14 protein-coding genes are annotated in these 18413 nt (G+C 53.0%); 5 read left to right on the top strand and 9 right to left on the bottom strand.

The genetic code is table 11. The annotated features are described in order from the left end of the window. Nucleotide 1 precedes the first annotated feature (1 nt). From pepN to CX650_RS16075, 5 genes are all read right to left on the bottom strand, one after another. A complete protein-coding gene (pepN, locus tag CX650_RS16095; RefSeq protein ID WP_101096404.1) occupies nt 2-2587 on the bottom strand; it encodes an aminopeptidase N in 2586 nt (861 codons plus the stop codon). Between the two features lie 125 nt (nt 2588-2712). Beyond that, nucleotides 2713-4776, bottom strand: a complete 2064-nt coding sequence (gene prc, locus CX650_RS16090) for a carboxy terminal-processing peptidase (RefSeq protein WP_101096403.1) — start codon at nt 4774-4776, stop codon at nt 2713-2715. 30 nt (nt 4777-4806) lie between these two features. Continuing rightward, the gene (gene proQ / locus CX650_RS16085; protein ID WP_039033241.1) at nt 4807-5463 is read right to left on the bottom strand and encodes an RNA chaperone ProQ; all 657 of its coding nucleotides are present in this window, start codon (nt 5461-5463) and stop codon (nt 4807-4809) included. Between the two features lie 263 nt (nt 5464-5726). Then, nucleotides 5727-6185: a GAF domain-containing protein gene (locus CX650_RS16080; RefSeq protein WP_101096402.1), complete on the bottom strand. Its 459-nt coding sequence runs from the start codon at nt 6183-6185 to the stop codon at nt 5727-5729. 13 nt (nt 6186-6198) lie between these two features. Next, complete coding sequence (locus CX650_RS16075; protein ID WP_039033243.1) at nt 6199-6486, bottom strand: YebG family protein; 288 nt, start codon at nt 6484-6486, stop codon at nt 6199-6201. A 195-nt stretch (nt 6487-6681) separates the two neighbouring features. On the opposite strand from CX650_RS16075, the gene CX650_RS16070 reads away from it, so the two are divergent. The 3 genes from CX650_RS16070 to CX650_RS16060 are packed head-to-tail and all read left to right on the top strand — an operon-like array spanning nt 6682 to nt 10556. Next, nucleotides 6682-7329, top strand: a complete 648-nt coding sequence (locus CX650_RS16070) for a paraquat-inducible protein A (protein ID WP_039033313.1) — start codon at nt 6682-6684, stop codon at nt 7327-7329. Then, the gene (locus CX650_RS16065) at nt 7319-7957 is read left to right on the top strand and encodes a paraquat-inducible protein A (RefSeq protein WP_101096401.1); all 639 of its coding nucleotides are present in this window, start codon (nt 7319-7321) and stop codon (nt 7955-7957) included. The genes CX650_RS16070 and CX650_RS16065 overlap by 11 nt, the downstream gene beginning before the upstream one ends. Then, on the top strand, nt 7935-10556 hold the full coding sequence (locus CX650_RS16060; RefSeq protein ID WP_101096400.1) for a PqiB family protein: 2622 nt from the start codon (nt 7935-7937) through the stop codon (nt 10554-10556). Before CX650_RS16065 ends, CX650_RS16060 begins: the two co-directional genes overlap by 23 nt. Before the next feature lie 63 nt (nt 10557-10619). On the opposite strand, the gene CX650_RS16055 is transcribed toward CX650_RS16060, so the two are convergent. Continuing rightward, complete coding sequence (locus tag CX650_RS16055) at nt 10620-11846, bottom strand: nucleoside recognition domain-containing protein (RefSeq protein WP_101096399.1); 1227 nt, start codon at nt 11844-11846, stop codon at nt 10620-10622. 71 nt (nt 11847-11917) lie between these two features. On the opposite strand from CX650_RS16055, the gene rsmF reads away from it, so the two are divergent. Then, nucleotides 11918-13321 (top strand): 16S rRNA (cytosine(1407)-C(5))-methyltransferase RsmF, encoded by a 1404-nt coding sequence (gene rsmF / locus CX650_RS16050; protein ID WP_101096535.1) that lies wholly within the window; start codon nt 11918-11920, stop codon nt 13319-13321. A gap of 476 nt (nt 13322-13797) precedes the next feature. Then, nucleotides 13798-14217, top strand: coding sequence for a secondary thiamine-phosphate synthase enzyme YjbQ (locus CX650_RS16040; RefSeq protein ID WP_101096397.1), 420 nt, complete (start codon nt 13798-13800; stop codon nt 14215-14217). Between the two features lie 130 nt (nt 14218-14347). Here CX650_RS16040 and CX650_RS16035 read toward each other — a convergent pair whose 3' ends face one another. The 3 genes from CX650_RS16035 to CX650_RS16025 all read right to left on the bottom strand — a co-directional run bounded on the left by CX650_RS16035 (nt 14348) and on the right by CX650_RS16025 (nt 17785). Then, on the bottom strand, nt 14348-15562 hold the full coding sequence (locus CX650_RS16035) for an RsmB/NOP family class I SAM-dependent RNA methyltransferase (RefSeq protein ID WP_101096396.1): 1215 nt from the start codon (nt 15560-15562) through the stop codon (nt 14348-14350). Nucleotides 15563-15782: 220 nt separating this feature from the next. After that, the gene (locus tag CX650_RS16030) at nt 15783-16700 is read right to left on the bottom strand and encodes a pseudouridine-5'-phosphate glycosidase (protein ID WP_039033250.1); all 918 of its coding nucleotides are present in this window, start codon (nt 16698-16700) and stop codon (nt 15783-15785) included. After that, entirely contained in the window at nt 16694-17785 is a 1092-nt protein-coding gene (locus CX650_RS16025; RefSeq protein ID WP_039033251.1) for a PfkB family carbohydrate kinase, read from the bottom strand. The genes CX650_RS16030 and CX650_RS16025 overlap by 7 nt, the downstream gene beginning before the upstream one ends. Nucleotides 17786-18413 lie beyond the last annotated feature (628 nt).

Genomic DNA, 18413 nt, shown 5'->3' with positions numbered 1-18413 from the left:
CTCAGTCTTCCAGTGCGCGGCTGACCTTCTCATAAAGATCCCGTGACAACTCAGGCATGGCCAACAACTCCTGCAGACAAGCCTTCATTTTGGCCTGGCGCTCGTCATCAAACTTGGCAAACTGGATCAGCGGAGTGATGATCCGTGCTGCCACTTGCGGGTTGAGGCTATTGAGCTGTTTGAGCATGGCGGTAAGGAAAGCATATCCCTTGCCGTCCAAGCGGTGGAATTGACGCACATTGGCCGCGGCAAAACTCCCCACCAGAGAACGAACCCGGTTGGGATTATTCAGACTGAAGGCCGGATGTTGCAACAGGGTCTCGAGTCTGGCGATCACCTCATCATCTGTCGCCATCGCCTGCAGACTGAACCACTTGTCCATCACCAGAGGAGTCTTATTCCAGCGCTGCTCGAATGCCTGCATCAGGGCATCACGGCACTGACAATCGGCATCGTTAGCGGCAAGCAGCGCGCCCAGCGCATCTGTCATGCCAGAGGCCGAGGCAAACTGCTGTTCAATCAAGGACTCATATTCATCAGAGACTTTGGCCAGCAGCCAAAGCAGAGTGTTTTTCAAACTGCGGGCGGCAGCGTCATCCAGCGACAGTAATTGACGATAACGGGCCAACAGCTCATCTTCACAGCCACTGGCGATGGCTTCAATCACAAAGTCGCGGGCCAGCAACAGGGCATCCAATTCCACCTTATCGGCCTGTTCAATCAAGGACGACACTGAAAGCAGCTTGAGAATTTCGGCCGCAAGGCCCTTATCCAAGGATTCGTCCAGCATCACACCTCTGAAGCCGTCGACAACCCGAGGATCCAGATGCATCCCCTGCCCCTGTTCAAGTAAGGTCACATTGGCCCACACGGCGCGGCTGAAGAGGCTCATAGCCGCTTCCCAACGGGCCACTTCACTGCCGGCATGGCGCAGTAAGCAGAGCAGCTGCATTGTGCTGTAGTCATACTTGAGCTTCACCGGCGCCGAAAAGTCCTGCAACAGCGAAGGAATTGGACGGGCACTGATACCCTTGAACTCCAATGTCTGCTCGGCCTGAGTAAAATCAAACACTTGGTTGACCAAGGAGCTGCCATCATTGCCCAGCAGTTCCAGACTGAACGGAATATGCAATGGTGCCTTGGCCGCTTCTCCGGCGCGCACTGGAGTGAACTGTTTGAGGTGCAGGCGGTAAGTCTCTGTGCTTGCATCATACTCATCAGTCACTGCCACCTGAGGGGTGCCCGCCTGGCTATACCAGAGGCGAAACTGAGTCAGATCTTTACCTGAGGCATCTTCCATAGCAGCGACAAAGTCATCACAGGTAACCGCCTGGCCATCGTGACGCTCGAAATAAAGCTTCATCCCCGCCTGGAAGGCCTGCTCACCCAGCAGGGTGTGCATCATGCGGATCACTTCGGCGCCCTTGTTGTAAACAGTGACTGTATAGAAGTTATTCATCTCTATCACGCTTTCGGGGCGAATAGGATGCGACATCGGCCCCGAGTCCTCGGCGAACTGCTGATTCTTGATGACCTTGATGGCATGAATACGGTTGACGGCCCGGGAGCCGAGATCTGAGCTGAATTCCTGATCGCGAAATACGGTCAGACCTTCTTTCAGGCTCAGCTGAAACCAGTCACGGCAAGTTACCCGGTTGCCGGTCCAGTTGTGAAAATATTCGTGACCAATAACGGACTCTATGCCGTGGAAGTCATCATCGGTCGCAGTGTCATTATCTGCCAACACATACTTGGTGTTGAAAACATTCAGGCCCTTGTTTTCCATGGCGCCCATGTTAAAGAAGTCTACTGCCACCACCATGTAGATATCGAGATCATACTCGAGGTCAAAGCGTGACTCGTCCCAGGCCATCGCCTTTTTCAATGAAGCCATGGCGTGTCCGGCCTTATGCAGGTTGCCCTTGTCGACAAACACCTGCAGTTTAACCTCTCTGCCGGAACGGGTGGTAAAACTGTCTTCCAACAGGTCAAAATCACCGGCAACCAGCGCAAACAAGTACGCGGGTTTAGGAAAAGGGTCTTGCCAGACGGCGAAATGACGACCATCGTCCATCTCCCCTTTTTCCAGCAGATTGCCGTTGGAAAGCAGGAAAGGAAACGCCTTGTCGGCTTCGATACGTACCTGGTATTTGGCCAGCACATCGGGACGGTCGAGAAAATAGGTGATGCGTCTGAAACCTTCCGCCTCACACTGGGTGCAATAGGCCCCATCAGACATGTACAGACCTTCCAGTGCCGAGTTATCGGCCGGGCTGATACGAGTCACCAGAGTCAATTCAAATTCGTTGAGTTCAGTTTCAAGCAGCAGTTTACCCGGCTCGAGGCGATAGTCGGCCGGTTCACCGTTAACCAACAGCTGTTCCAATTCCAGCTCGTCACCGTCAAGCTGCAGAGGTTCATTGTGATTGCCGTTGCGCTTAACCTGGCTGACCGCAGTCACCCGGGTTTGCTTGGGTTCGAGCTGAAATGAGAGGGACAGTTCTGGGATCAAAAACGCCGGTGGACGATAATCAGCCAGGCGCTTGGCTTGCAGTTGGTCCGGGGAAAGGTTTTGTGCTTCAGACATAGGTCATCCTTAATTCGTTGGGCACTGGCAGTCGCTGAGTTCGTTGACTGATCTTGCCTCTGTGAGCGCTGGGAGCAAACAAAAAACGCGCAATCAGCGCGTTTTTATGTTTCCTGGATCCAGCATCAATTTGCGCTGTTTTTTGCCAATTTCTGATAGTCCACCATATCCAAAGTGATATAGACGGCTTCATCGAGGAAGGCATCCGGAGTCTCGATTTTTTTCTCATCTTCGGAGACATTTTCATCGTCATCCAGAGACTTCAAGGGCTCGAGACCATGGTCAACCCGACGTTCGTTGAGGCGGGCCAACTGTTTTTGATCGTCCTTATCCCGTTCGGCCAGACGCTCGCTTTCCACCAGAGAAACACTCTTCTCTTTATGGTGTTTCTTGAACTCGCCTATATCCTGCAGTATATAACCGAACTCAACGTCCTGCTGTATCCTACTCTGGTGGCGTTTCGCAAGATTGCTGACCATCTCTGCGCCAATTTCACCCAAAGGCTGGTACTTGGCGACAGGGACCTTATCCCATGGCAGAGCATTGTCTTCTTCCGCTTCACCGTATTCACCCGGCTCCAACGCACTGGGGAACGGGATATCCGGAGTCACCCCTTTCAACTGGGTGCTGCCACCATTGATACGGTAGAATTTGGCTATGGTGTACTGCACATGACCAACCGGCTTTTCATACAGGTCGTAGATACGGCCAAGGCTCTTGTGCTGCTGCACTGTGCCCTTACCGAATGTCGATTCACCAATAATCAAGGCGCGGCCATAATCCTGCAATGCAGCGGCAAAAATTTCCGAGGCCGAGGCCGAGTAACGGTCAACCATCACTGTGAGTGGGCCGTCGTAATAGCTCTTGCCGTCGTTGTCACGGTTTTCACTGATGCGACCATTGGCGTCACGAATTTGCACCACAGGTCCCTGGTCGATAAACAGCCCAGTGAGCAAGGTTGCTTCAGTCAAGGCGCCACCACCGTTACCGCGCAGGTCAACAATCACACCTTCAACCTTAGCTTCATTAAGGGTTTGTAACTCTTTGGCCACATCGCGGGATAAGTCCATATAGAAGCCAGGGATCTGAATAACACCGATTTTGCGCTGGGCGTAAGGACCGGTATCCGGCTCAACTATCTTGGAAGTCGCCGCCCTGTCTTCGAGACGGATTTTGTCCCGCACCACAGTCACATTGATGGGTTTAGCATTGGAGCCACCTTTTTTGGGCAGCACCTGCAGGGTTACTTTGCTACCTTTGGGGCCCTTGATGAGCTCAACCACATCATCCAGACGCCAGCCGATAACATCGACCATCTCCTTGCCTTCCTGACCCACACCGACAATTTTATCTTCCGGCGCCAACTTCTCACTCAGCGCCGCCGGGCCACCAGCCACCAGACTCTTGATAACCGTGTAGTCATCTTCCATCTGCAGCACGGCACCTATCCCTTCCAGGCTCAGGTTCATCTCCATCTGGAAACGTTCGGCATTACGGGGAGACAAATAACTGGTGTGCGGCTCGACACTGCGGGCAAAGGCATTCATCAGCCCCTGGAACACGTCTTCGCTGTTGGTTTGCTTCAGGCGTTTGATGGCGTTGTTGTAGCGCTTACCCAGCACTTCAACAATCTCCGGCCACTCTTTACCGGTAAGCTTAAGGTTAAGGGCATCGTACTTGACCCGCTGACGCCACAGCTCATTGAGCTCTGCCTCGTCCTTGGGCCAGGCGGCATCTTTACGATCAAAGACATAAGCATCGCCTGCCTGATCAAAGTCCATCTCTTTATCGAGCAAACTCAAGGCATAGACAAAACGCTCATAACGGCGCTGCTGCACCAGATCGTACATCTTGTACGCAGGTTCCAGATCGCCGCTACGCACCATATCGTCAAACTGGTTGGCATAGACTTTAAAGCTGTCGATATCGCTCTGCAATAATACATTGCGGCGATAGTCAAGCTGTTCGAGGTAGCGCTTGAAGATCTGCTGAGAAAAAGCATCATCCAGATCGAATCTGTGATAATGGGAGCGACTGAACAGGCCGGTTATCCTTTTACTGGCAACCTTGTGTTGCGGCTCCTGTTGCAGATGGGGTAACTCGCTGACCGGGACTGCCGGTGAGATAGCCAGCGCCTGGGAACCCATAAAGACACTGGCGATCGATGCAGCAAGAATAAATTTTCGCATCAGCAAGTTACTCCTTTCTATTTGATGATTTTACAGCAGAATATGTTCCACACGGACCTTGACTGACAGGCCGGAATCCAGTTGAACGTGAACATCTTCTTTATTGATGTCGAGGATCACACCGGCTACCGGCGTCATACCCAATTTGACATTCACTCGCTGTGAAGGTTTCAGCTCTTCCAACACGGCTGGAACCAGTTCCACGGCTGGAGCAGCGGGCTTCGGCTTACGGGCCACTTTCTTGTCACTACGAGGACGCTCGTTGCGGGGCTTATCCCCCTGAGGACGTGGCTTGCGCGCAGGCCTGTTTTTCTTGGCTTCGCCTTCTTTGGCAGGCTCAGCCGCACGGCGGGCCTTGGCCTTTTCCTGGCTCTCTTTCAGCGTGGCCTTGGCATGTTCAATATGCTCCGGATCCAGCTCGCCGCAAGGGTTACCATCGAGATCCACTCGCTGTGCGCCTTCCTTGATGCACTTAAGATAACGCCAACTGTTGGTGTAGCGTCTCAGGGCGACCCTAAGTTGGGTCTTACTGACTTTGGAATCATCAGCCAACCTTTCAGCCAAATCCTGAAACAGTCCTATCTTCAGTGGTTTGGTTTCTCCTTCAGCGATAAAGCACAAAGGAAATGTTTCATACAAATACGCCAGAATAGCGTTGGTGTCGGTCAACTTTTCTGTTGATTCCATCATTACTTCCACAGTTAACAGGGGACGTCAGTGGTCAGTTAGGTCTGCTGTACTCACGGCGTCGTTCATCTTCGTTAACCCCTTGGGGGATAACGTACAAATTAGCATGCATTCAGCCATAGCCAAAGGCATGACACAAAACTTAACATTTCAGCCTGATACGACCAAGCACCACAAACGGTCATTTGGCCCTCAGAGCAGCCGCCTATTATAAGCTGCGTGCGCCTTATTGCGACCATCAATTGTGGCAGATTGTACGGGAATTAACCAAATAAGCACTTTTCCAGACTCTGCACCAGGCTCTCCAGTCCGGTTTGATCCTCTTTATCGAAACGCGACAGGCTGGGGCTGTCGATATCCAGTACGGCAATCAGCTCACCCTTTTGGTAAACAGGGATCACAATTTCCGAGTTACTGGCGGCATCACAAGCGATATGTCCGGCAAACTGATGTACATCCTCAACCAACTGAGTCTCGGCCTTGGCAGCCGCGGTGCCACAGACACCTCTACCCATTGGAATTCGGGTGCATGCCAGTTTGCCTTGAAACGGCCCAAGCACCAATTGCTCGCCTTTGAGCAGATAAAAGCCCACCCAATTGATGTCCTCAAGGTGTTCATTCAACAAAGCAGAGAAGTTGGCCATGGCACAAATCATATCGTCTTCACCGGCAAACAGTGCCTGTACCTGACGGTTGAGCGTATCGTAAAACTGAGCTTTCATCTGGGGTTCCGGGTTATGCTTTTTCTGATTCCGTCTTTTTCTTGCTGCTCTTGGCGGGAGCCGGCGCTTTTACCGGGGCGCCCTTGAGCAGATTCGCCAATGTATCTTTATGAGAAGCTAAATAAAAAGCAAGTTTTTCCGTTGTATTATCATCCAATTCCAATTCACTACCTTGGATAAAGGGGATTAAGTTATCCGCGATGTCGAGCATCTTATCGTAGGCGTCAGCCTCCTTCTTAGATGTAAATGTCATCTTCTCAACCCCTTCTCTGACCACAACGTACTGAGTTATAACGGCCATGACCTTCCTCACACTGTTTAAATATACAGTAAATAGATTGACATAAAATGCGCTATAGATGCAAGAGACGCGCTCTTTCTGATAGTATTTGCGAGTTTGTTTTGTCGACTCACTCCAATGGACCACAAGCAGCGCTGTTAGCGTGTTGACGATTAAGCTTGGGTCACCATGGCCAGAACAGGACATATCCAGCATTTGAAAGCGTATAATCCAAGCGACAACAAACCGGACTGCAGCATAGTGCTCTGCCGCGCCTGTGATCTGGCGGTGAGCAAACGTGCCCTGCCCTCCGGCGTCAGAGCGCTTTGTCCAAGATGCCATACGGCGCTTTATGATGCCCCCTACTGCTCCATCAATGGCATGCTGGCGCTATGTATCAGCGCCCTGCTGTTTTATCTGCCCGCCATGCTGCTACCCGTGCTGGAAATGCACTTTCTCGGCAGTGTCAGAACCACGACCGCATACCAGGGCGCCTTGGCGGTAATGGACCAAGGTTATTGGATAGTGGGGATTGCTGTGTTGGTGGCGGCCGTCATCGCCCCCGGAGTGCTCAACCTATCGATTTTTATCCAAGTGCTGATCATCAAGGCAGGTCTGGTGCAGCATCACTTCTGGCGAGGGGTTCTCACCTGGCTGCTCAAGAAGCAAGGCCTGCTGTCGCAAATGACCATGCTGGAAATTTATGTGATCAGTTTCCTGGTTTCCGCCTTTCAGTTGTCCGACTTCTCTGATGTTTACTTTGGCATGGGAACCTTTTGTTTTACCATGCTGTTCTTGGTGACTCTCTTCCTGCAGCGCGAATATAACCTGGAGCATATGTGGAGTTTTCTCGATGAAAGCTAAAAAGCAGCTCCAGGGCAAAGACATGGGCCTGTGCAGCTGCCCCGCCTGTAAAAAACTCAATCAGATAGAAAATGAGTATTGCAGCCGCTGCCAAAACCCGCTCAGGCTAAGGGATGAAACCAGTCTGCAAAAAAGCTGGGCCTTGCTGATCACCGCGGCCATCTTGTTGATCCCGGCCAACATCTATCCCATTACTATGCTCACCAAACAGGGCAAGGTCACCTACGACACCATTTTTTCCGGCATCACCCATCTGGTACAGTCGGACATGTTACCCATCGCCATCATAGTCTTTACCGCCAGTATTCTGGTGCCCTGGCTGAAGATTATCGGCCTGGCTTTCTATCTGACGGCGATCAGTTTCAACCTGCCTATCCCCAAACGGCCAATGATGGCCGGGTTTCATATCATAGAATGGATTGGACGCTGGTCTATGCTGGATCTGTTTGTCATATCCATTACCGTTGCCCTGGTTAATATGGGGCAATTGCTGGACGCCAAACCGGCGCCGGCGGCAACCGCGTTTGCCTTGGTCATCCTCTTTACCCAACTTGCGGCCAAGGTGTTGGATACACGTTTACTTTGGGATCAACTGGACACTGAAGATGACGCAAATCGAAAAGCCTAAAATAGTCAAAAAGAAGCTTTTTTCCCCCATCTGGCTGTTACCTATAGTAGCGTTGGCTTTGGGCGCATGGTTGGGGCTGAAGAGCATTAAGGAGTCCGGCATCGAGGTGCGGATCCACTTCCCCAGTGCCAGTGGTATGGATGTGGGCAAGACACTGGTGCGCTATCAGGGCCTGACCGTCGGCAAGGTGGTGGATATCTCCATCGATGAAGAGCTGCAGGGCGTTAACGTCGATGTCTTGATGGACTACCGCGCCGAGCCTTTCCTCAAGGATGAAACCAAATTCTGGCTGGTGACACCCAAGGCATCCATCACAGGTGTCGAAGGTTTGGATGCCTTGTTCTCGGGGAACTATATAGGCATTCAACCCGGGGATGGCGATTCGCGTTACCGCTACGAGGCCGAGCGCTCTGCCCCGCCGGTGCTGCCCAGTAATGATGGTTTAGTGATTGAACTGAGCGCCGACCGCCTTGGCTCACTGGATGTGGGCTCTCCGGTATTCTATCGCCAGGTACCGGTCGGCAGTGTGGTCAGCTATCGACTCGACAACAGCGACAAATTGCTGCTGAGCGCCTTTATTCAGGAACAATATGCCTATCTGGTCAAAAAGGATTCCCGCTTCTGGAATGTCTCCGGCATAGAGATCAACGCCTCGCTTTCCGGCGTCAAAGTCAGCGCCGAGAGCTTGGCGGCGATACTCGCCGGCGGCATCAACTTTGATTCCCCAGAAAACTCAAAGCATGCAAAGAACGGCGACAACTTCACCCTATACGACAATGAAATAGAAGCCAGTGGCGGCGCCAGCTTTATTCTGTCGGCAAACAACGCCGATGGCCTTAACAAGGGCAGCCCCATTCTCTATCGCGGTTTGCCCATAGGGGAAATCGAAGAGATAGCGCTGGCCGATGACGGCGTGGCGCTGCATGCCCGCCTGGACGCCCCCTACTCGAGTCTTTTGACTGGCACGGCTCAGTTTTGGCGTGAAGGTGCCGAGCTGTCACTGTCCGGCATAAAACACCCGGGCCGATTGCTGAGCGGCGATGCCATCGCCTTTCTCCCGGGTACGGGCGAGGCTCAAACCCGTTACGCCTTGGCCGATCAGGCGCCGGATCTCAGCAAGGCCAAGGCGCTAAAGATAACGCTTAGAGCCGATGAAAACCCCGGCATCAGCCCTGAGGCCGAGCTGAGATACAAAAAGATCGCCATAGGCAAGGTCACTTCAGTTGCCCTGAGCCGGGACTTCAATTCGGTAGAGTACCAGGCCGAGGTGTTGCCCGAATTTGCCCCGTTGCTGACTCAAGGCAGTGACTTCATCGCCGAAGCCGCACTGGACTTCAACGCCTCACTGGATGGCGTCAGCCTCAAGAGCGGCGATTTTGCGACCCTCACCAAGGGCAGTATCAGCTTAAGACGCGGCCAAAGCCGCAAGGGCGCCGATCTTTCCAAACCGCTGCCGCTGTTTGCCTCGAGTGCCGAGGCCGGCCACTATTACCAAGGCATGGAGCAGCTCAAATGGCAACTCTACAGCGATGATGGCGCCGACTTGAGCCCGGGCGCACCTGTCTACTACAAGAAGATGCAGATAGGTCAGGTGAAACAGGTCAGCTGGCAGAGCCAGGATGACAGATTTGCCATTGCGCTCGCCATAGACCATACCTTTGCGCCCCTGCTCAAACCCAATGCCGTGTTTTGGCGCAACCAGGCGGTGTCAATCGATGCCGGACTTTCGGGAGTCAAGCTGGATGTCGCACCGCTGGCCGGTGCCATCAAGGGCAGTATCAGTTTGGGCTTTTTGGAGCAAGGCGAGCCCAACAATAAGCAGCTTTATGCCTCCGAGTCACTGGCACGCAATCAGGCCGTTGCCATTGGGCTGAGTTTCCCGGCCAGTGCCACTATCAAACCAGGTGCCGCTATCCGCTATCAGGGGCATCAGATTGGTGAAGTCACCCGGGTAACCTTGAGTGAGGATCTCCACAGCCAGCAACTCAGTGCCTTTCTCTATGGCCGCTATGCCGAGCCGTTTCTCAAAAGCGACAGTCGCTACAGCTTGGTCAACGCCGAAATATCCCTTAAGGGCATAAAGGCACCGGAAACCCTGCTGACCGGCGCCTATATCAGTGCCCTGCCGGGCCAAGCCGCCGAAGTAAGCCAACAGTTCAATGGCCAAGTACACACGGCGGTTGCCCCAGAGGCCGATGCGCTGCAACTGGTGCTGAGCAAGCCCAGCCTGGGCTCGGTCAACGTAGGCACAGGGATCTTCTTTCGCGGCATTCAAATTGGCGATGTAACCAGTTACCGGTTGGCGCCCAAGGGCGATGAAGTCTGGATCCAGACTCAGATTGCCGCGCCCTATCGGCATCTTATCAACCAGAGCAGCAGGTTCTACGACTTGTCCGGTATTCGGGTCGATTTGGGGCTGTTTTCCGGAGCCCAAATCGAAACCGGCTCATTGGAAACCATACTCGCCGGCGGCATAGGAGTGGTCACTGAACTCGACAACCAAAGCAGTAAACCGCTTGAAAACCAGAGCCTGATGCCACTTCATGATAAACCCGAGCGCGACTGGCTCGATTGGCGTCCAAGACTCAGCCAGCCATAAAACCCAAACGGGGCTCATCTGAGCCCCGTTTTTTTAACTCTGCAATCCTACCTATGTTTCACCTCAGCCATAAAACCAATAACACACCGCAATAGCAGTGCAGATACCCGCCAGATCGGCAAACAAGCCACAGGCCAGCGCATGGCGGCCATTGCGGATACCGACGGCACCAAAATACACCGCCAGCACATAAAATGTGGTTTCAGTACTGCCCTGGAAAATGGCCGCCAGCCTGCCGGCAAAAGAATCGACGCCGTAATGGGCCATGGTTTCCAGCATCATGGCTCTGGCGCCTGAGCCGCTCAAAGGCTTCATCAGGGCGGTTGGCAAGGCATCGATAAAGCGGCCATCCATCCCCATATGGCTCACCAAAGCGGCAATCACCCCGAGTAGATAATCCAGCGCGCCGGAGGCGCGCAGTAAGGCTATCGCCAGCAACATGGCCAGTAGATAAGGAATCAGCCGCACCGACTGTTCAAACCCCGACTTGGCCCCTTCGATAAACTCATCGTAAACCGCCACCCGCCGCAGCAGCGCCACCAGCACAAAGGCAAAGATGATCCCCAGCAGCAACCCGTTCCCCAGCATGGCGGAGACTTCGCCGATCCGCTCGGCTCCCTGGGTCAACAGGTACATCACTCCGGCGCTGAGACCGCCGAGCAGTATCGCGCCATAACCCAGCACCACCCAATCCAGCAAGCGTATCCTTTGCACCAGCGCCACCACACTCAAACCCGCCAGGGTCGAGCCCAGGGTCGAAAGCAAAATAGGCAGGAAAATATCGGCAGGATCAGCCGCCCCTTGCTGCGCCCGGTACAGAAAAACCGTCACGGGTACCAAAGTCACGGAAGAGGTATTGAGCACCAAAAACAGGATCTGGGCATTGGTGGCGGTCTTCTTGTCGGGGTTCAGGCTTTGCAGATCCGCCATCGCCTTAAGTCCCAATGGTGTGGCTGCATTGTCCAACCCCAGCATATTGGCGGTCAGGTTCATGGTGACGCTGCCATAGGCGGGATGGCCTCTTGGTACCTCCGGCATCAACTTGCTGAGCAGCGGCTCAAATACCCAGGCGATGGCGGCAACCACTCCGGCTTTTTCCCCGAGACGCATCAGCCCCATCCACAGGGTCAACACCCCAATCAATCCCAGAGCTATTTCGGCGGCCAGTTTGGCGCTGTCAAACATCGCCGTGACAGACTCATTGAGAACGGCCGCATCGCCGCTCGTCAAACGCAGCAAAATCGCTCCCAGCGCGATAATAAAGAACAGACTCCAAACCCGGTTCAACACCTAAAACACCCCACAGTCGCCGCGCCCGAGTGTGCTATACTGCCGCCATCCCGGGGTCACCCTTTTTGTTTATGGTTCAATTAAATCAGAATTTTATCAACAGTATCGCCAAGGATCTGCCAGAACATCTCAAGCTCGAGGATTTTATTCACTTTTGCAGCTTACCACTGAGAGCCGCCTTGCGGGTCAACACCCTCAAAATCAGCGTCGATGAATTCCTCTCGAGAATGCAGGCCAAAGGCTGGCAGTTCGAAACCATTCCCTGGTGCCCTGAAGGCTTTTGGTACCAGGCGGGTGATAGCCAACCCGGAAACTGTATCGAACATCAGCAAGGGCTGTTTTACATTCAGGAGGCGAGCTCCATGCTGCCGCCTATGGCGCTGCTGGAGCCGGGAATGGAGCGGGTGCTGGATATGGCCTCGGCGCCGGGATCCAAGACCACACAAATGGCGGCCATGATGGCCAATGGAGGCGTGCTGATCGCCAACGAATACTCCTCCAGCCGCGTCAAAGTGCTGCATGCCAATCTACAGAGAATGGGGGTCAGCAATACCGCCCTGACCCACTTCGATGCCAGGGTATTCGGCCAATACCAGTATGAATCCATGGATGCCGTGTTGCTCGATGCCCCCTGTAGCGGCGAAGGCACGGTACGTAAGGATCCGGATGCCCTCAAACACTGGGATCCACAGGAGATAGCCGACATTGCCGCCACCCAGAGGGATCTGATAGATTCCGCCTTTCTGGCGCTTAAGCCTGGCGGGGTAATGGTGTACTCCACCTGTACCCTCAACAGCCAGGAAAACCAGGCGGTACTGCAACACCTCAAGCAAAAATATGGCGCTGCCGTGGCCTTTGAGTCACTTGAATCACTGTTTGCCGGAGCGGAAAAAGCCTGCACGACCGAGGGCTTCCTGCATATTTGGCCGCAAATCTATGACAGCGAAGGTTTCTTTGTTGCCAAGGTGCGTAAGCTGAGTTCAGTGGCGCGCGAAAGTGATGAACCCAAACAGCAAAAGCAGTTTCCTTTCAGTCCCGCCAGTACCAAACAGCAACAGGCCATCGCCACCGAACTGCAGCGGTTGCTCGGCAAAACGCTTCCCGAAGGCAGCCTCTGGATCCGGGATCAGGAGTACTGGCTGTTTCCCAGCGGCTTTGAGCCCTTTATCGGCAAGATGCGTTATCAGCGTATCGGCCTTAAGCTCGCCGATGACAGTAAGCATGGGTTGAAACTGCGCCATGAAGCCTTAATGGCCTTGGGAGTAACCGCCGACAAGGGTTATGAAGTTACAGAGCCTGAGGCTCAGGCTTATCTGATGGGCCGGGATATCGCGCTTGATGGCAGTGAAAAGGCCCGTGGTGAGCTGGTATTGACCTGGGGCGGGCAAGTGCTTGGGTTGGGTAAACATCTGGGCAACCGGCTGAAGAACAATCTACCGCGGGAACTGGTCAAAGACAAAATTTGTCTGTCCTGACTCCAAACACTAAGCTGTTATAGTTAGTATTCCATTAAAAAGAGTGATTTACCCAGTCAATCTGTTTGAGCGCTCGCATTTTGGTTATACCTTATAACAATTGGTGCTAACAAATCCGCTGTCTGAATGCATCTTTCAGCGGTTATCGGCTAATATTTATTCAGAGATAGCCAATCCTGTCGGATCTCAACATTAGCGCACGGCTCAACCATGAGCCATTCCCCTAGGCCCAAAACAATTGGAATAGTTTTGGGCCTTTTTTTGCCGACTTTCCAGCTGAATAACAGCTCATAACTTTTATTTACTGTCACTAAGGTTACAACAAACCAGGTAAACACCTTATCACCCGGGCATTTAATATCCTGCTCTGCGGTTAAGGCTGGCACCTCTTCTTCATGGAGTGACAACATTGAAAGAGATACAATGCATTGTCTAAAGGTTGTTTCTTTTGATGTTAACCGTTTTAAGGAGTGCCAATGTGGCGTCAGCAACAATTGACCTTAAGCCCCAAGCAACGTGGTTTTCATTTAATAAGCGAGGATATTGCCAAAGCTCTTGATGATATGCCTTACGTCAGTTGCGGCCTATTGCACCTGCAACTGCTGCATACCTCTGCCTCGCTGACGCTCAACGAAAACGCCGATCCCACAGTGCGGCAGGATTTTGAGGCCTGGTTCAATCACGCCGTGGCCGAAAATACCTCTTACTTTCGCCACACCTATGAGGGCGCCGATGATATGCCGGCCCATATTAAATCCAGCCTGCTGGGTACCAGTCTGCTGCTGCCTGTCAGCGCCGGACAGCTGGCATTGGGCACCTGGCAAGGGATCTATCTTGGCGAGCACAGAGACAATGGTGGTCGGCGCCGTCTGCTGTTAACCCTACAGGGGGAATAAAGCGGCAAGGCTAGGCAAACCGGTAAGAATGAGCGGCGCGGTTTTTGTTGAGATGCTTTTGTTGAGATGCTTTTTGAGGCGGGTGTGAAACCGCCTGTTTAAGTCAATATGACTCAAACAGGCCTGATTGTTACTCGGCTATCCGCTCAATTCTTGCCAGATAGAAGCCATCGAAACCGGTTTTGGCCGGGCTGATGGTTTCCTCATCGAGTAAGCGGAAATGGTTTTGCTGCTTCAGAAAACGCGCTACTTGCTGCTCGTTTTCCTGCGGCATGATCGAGCAAGTGGCATAAACCAGGATCCCGCCCACCTTCACCATGCGGCTGTAACTGCCGAGAATATGCTCCTGCAGTTCCATCAGCACAGGTAAGCGCTCAGGGGTATCACGCCATTTGGTGTCCGGGTTGCGTTTCAGCACCCCAAGTCCTGAGCAAGGCACATCCAAAAGTACCCTGTCGGCGCTGAGTTTCAAACGTTTGATGGTCTTGCTTGATGCAATAAGCCGGGTTTCCACATTGTGGGCGCCGGCGCGGCGGGCCCGCTGCTTAAGGTTATCCAGCTTCCACTGCTCGACATCCATCGCCAGTAATCGTCCCTTGCCCTGCATTTTGGCGGCCAGGTGCAGCGTCTTGCCGCCGGCACCGGCGCAGGCATCAATGACCCGCATCCCGGGTTCAACCCCAAGGGCTTCGGCAACATGTTGCGAGCCGGCATCCTGCTGCTCAAACCAGCCCGACTTAAAGCATTCGGTGCGAAACAGCGCTGAATCGGAAATCACTTCAAGAGCGCTGGCAACCTCGGGGACTTCACAAGTCTCCACCCCTTCCTTGGCAAGACGAGCCTTGAGTTCTTCCCGGCTGCACTTAAGTAAATTGGTGCGCAGATAACGTTTGGGGGCCTGAGTCAAGGCGTGGCGCTCCGCCGGCCAGTTGTCCCCCAGTTGTTCACTCCCTAGCGCTTCGAGCCATTGCGGGCAACCATCGAGCAGTGCAGGCTGTGCCTGGGCCTCAGTCATCCGCTGCTCAAGCAGTTCACTGTTCATCTGCAGCGCGTAGCGCATTTTCGGCAGCTCAAGGCCATTGGCCATATGCCAGGCGTTGATGAGCCGGGTGCCTTCACGCTCAATTTGCTCCGCTGCAACATCAGCCAGAAAGCTGTAATAACTTAAACGGCGCAAAATATCCCCGGTGACCAGAGCAATTCTGGCTTGCTCCCAAGGCTTGAGCCGCTCAGGTGCAAACTGCTTTGAGTAGGCGCGGTCCAGTGGCGCACCTTGAGTCAGTACCTGATTGAGAATCGCAATGACCAGCTCACTGGCATGTTCACTAAGCGGGGAGTTAAGCATATTTGGGCCTCGGGATGGAAAACCGCTGGATCATAGGAGTTCGCCCCCGGCTCTGCAAGGGGCTTGAGTGGCTTTGGCCGGATTAATCCCGTTTTAAGACACTATTTACCCGATTTGAGCTTTGGCATGCTTTGGCTCAGGGGCGATATGTCATCCCAAAAGAAACCCGGCAATCGCCGGGTTGGTTGAGTTAGCTCAAGTAACCTTGAATGCCGTCTTGTTAACGAGCCACGTACTCGCGGGCAATCTCAGCCGCCAGCTTGGCATTGTTGTATACCAGCTCTATGTTGGCAGTCAGGCTGTGACCTTCGGTAATTTCGGCAACTTTGGCCAACAGGAACGGCGTTGAAGCCTTGCCGCCTATGCCTTTCTCATCCATTTCAGTCACTGCGCGGGCGATGGCACCATCGATCAGTGCTTTATCCAACGCATGCTCATGGGGAATTGGGTTGGCAATCACCATACCGCCCTTAAGACCCATGTCCCACTTGGCTTTCATGGCAGCAGCGACCTCTACCGGCTGCTCCAAGCGATAGTCGACGCCGAAGTCACTCTCGCGGGTGTAGAAAGCCGGCAGTTTATCGGTTTGGAAACCAACGACAGGCACGCCTTGCGTTTCCAGATATTCACGGGTCAGGCCCAGATCCAGAATAGACTTGGCACCGGCACAAACCACGGCCACATCTGTGTTGGCCAGCTCCTGCAAATCGGCAGAGATATCGAAAGTTTGCTGAGCACCGCGGTGTACACCACCGATACCACCGGTAGCAAACACCTTAATACCGGCCATTGCGGCCAGGATCATGGTAGAAGCAACCGTGGTGGCACCGTCTGCACCTTTGGCGACAATAAAGGGAATGTCGCGGCGACTGGTTTTAATAACGGCTTCACCGGCCTTGCCCAGGTAATTGATCTCTTCCTGGCTCATGCCCACTTTAAGGCGGCCCTTGAGAATGGCGATAGTTGCAGGCACAGCGCCATTATCACGGATGATCTGCTCCACCTTGAGCGCTGTCTCAACGTTCTGCGGATACGGCATACCATGAGAAATAATGGTCGACTCCAGTGCGACCACCGGCTTGCCTTGTTCCAGGGCTGCTTGAACTTCAGGATGAATATCCAGATACTGCTTCAGCATAACGACTCCTTGATAATACGGTTTACAGAGATTTCAGACATATTGGGGTTGATAGTCGCGATATGAGACAGCGCCAAACGGGCCGCTGCCATCGCAAATTCTGTGGTTTCCAGCAATGGCCACTGCTTGAGCCAACCGTGAGCCAATCCGGCCAGGAAGGCATCTCCGGCGCCATTGGCGTTGACCATCTCCACCTGCTTGGTGGGCACCATCTGCGACTCGCCGCCATCACTGACAAATACCCCTTCACTGCCCATACTGAGGAAGATCCGCTTGACGCCCTGTTCATGGAACCAGTTAGCGATGGCGCTTAAGTCTTCTTTGCTGCGCATTTCGATGCCGGAGAGGTGTTCGGCTTCCTTGAGGTTGGGTTTGAGGGTGTGGATGGCGTTGAGATAAGGCTTGATTTTCATCGCCTTGACACAGGAAACCGTGTCAATAAATACCGGAACTTGAGGAAAGTTGCTCAAAAGATAGGATAAGGCGGCTTCAGAAAGGTTGGTATCCAACACCAGAAGTTCGGCGCGGCGCAGCATATCTTCCAGCCCTTTGAGCACTTCAGGGCCCAATCTTTCAAGAATGGCCATGTCATTGATGGCTACATGCATATCGGCGTCGCCATCCAATACCGAAAGATAGGTGGAGGTCACCGCGTCTTCAAACTGCAAGCTGTTGCCCATATCGACGCCGGCCTGACGACACTGGGCGGTAATCATCTCACCATAAGCGTCTTTGCCTATCGCCGTCACCAATCGAGTATCTGAACCCAGGCGCGCCAGGTTTTCGGCAATGTTGCGCCCAACACCGCCGGGTGAGCAACTGACGCTGCCAGGATTGGAATCCCCTACCCTTAGCTTGGAAGTCGGCCGACCAAGAATATCCATATTGGCACCGCCTATCACGACAGCATAGGGGTTCTCCACCAGGATATAACCCTTACCACGGATCACACCTTTATGAGTCAGGTTCATGATATGACCTGCGACTGCCGAGCGGGTTATGCCCAATTGATCAGCTAGTTTTTGTTGTGGGATCAATGGGTCAGCTTTAATCAGGGCCAGAATTTCGAGTTCACGTTCTGTCATTGGCGCGCTCCTGCACAAACATTTGTTTACGTGACAAACTTTTGTTTGCACAATAAACACTATATGAAGTGTAGGCAAGTAAAATTTAACCCTGAATGATAACTTCGTGATCCACCCAACAAATCCCAACAAATAGGAAACAAGGTTTAACCACTACATATCAGTGAGTTGCGTTATAAATTACACCTAAGATTAACAAGTGCTTTGGGGGGCAAAGTTAACCGCAACAAATTAGAGGCTGAGCTATGCTGTTGATTAAAGAAACTCAACAAAATGGGAGACTTCGGCGAGTAAAATAAATTGCCGGACAGCCTCTTCCGCCAAAGAGTTGGTAGTTCCATTGCTGCAGAACTCAACTCGCTTTCATTCAGATACCTTGACAGCCATTTGGAGACAACCAAAGCCGGTGACCCTTTTTCGCATCAAAGTAACAGAGCTCTGATGAGACATAGAAAAATGGCGGGTTTTCTCAATAGGTTATACTATACCTTTCCATATCAGGGTTTATTCAGTCACGAAAATGATGAACATATATACACCTTTTACAGATCGCGTCGGCTACACGTCAGCCGTCTGATTACACGCCCATAGTCTTGTTATAACCCTCAGACACTAAACGATATAATTT

The sequence above is a fragment of the Shewanella indica genome (assembly GCF_002836975.1).
Taxonomy (GTDB): domain Bacteria; phylum Pseudomonadota; class Gammaproteobacteria; order Enterobacterales; family Shewanellaceae; genus Shewanella; species Shewanella indica.
Note: the sequence above shows the minus strand (reverse complement) of the source record. Positions and strands in the feature narration are given on the sequence as shown.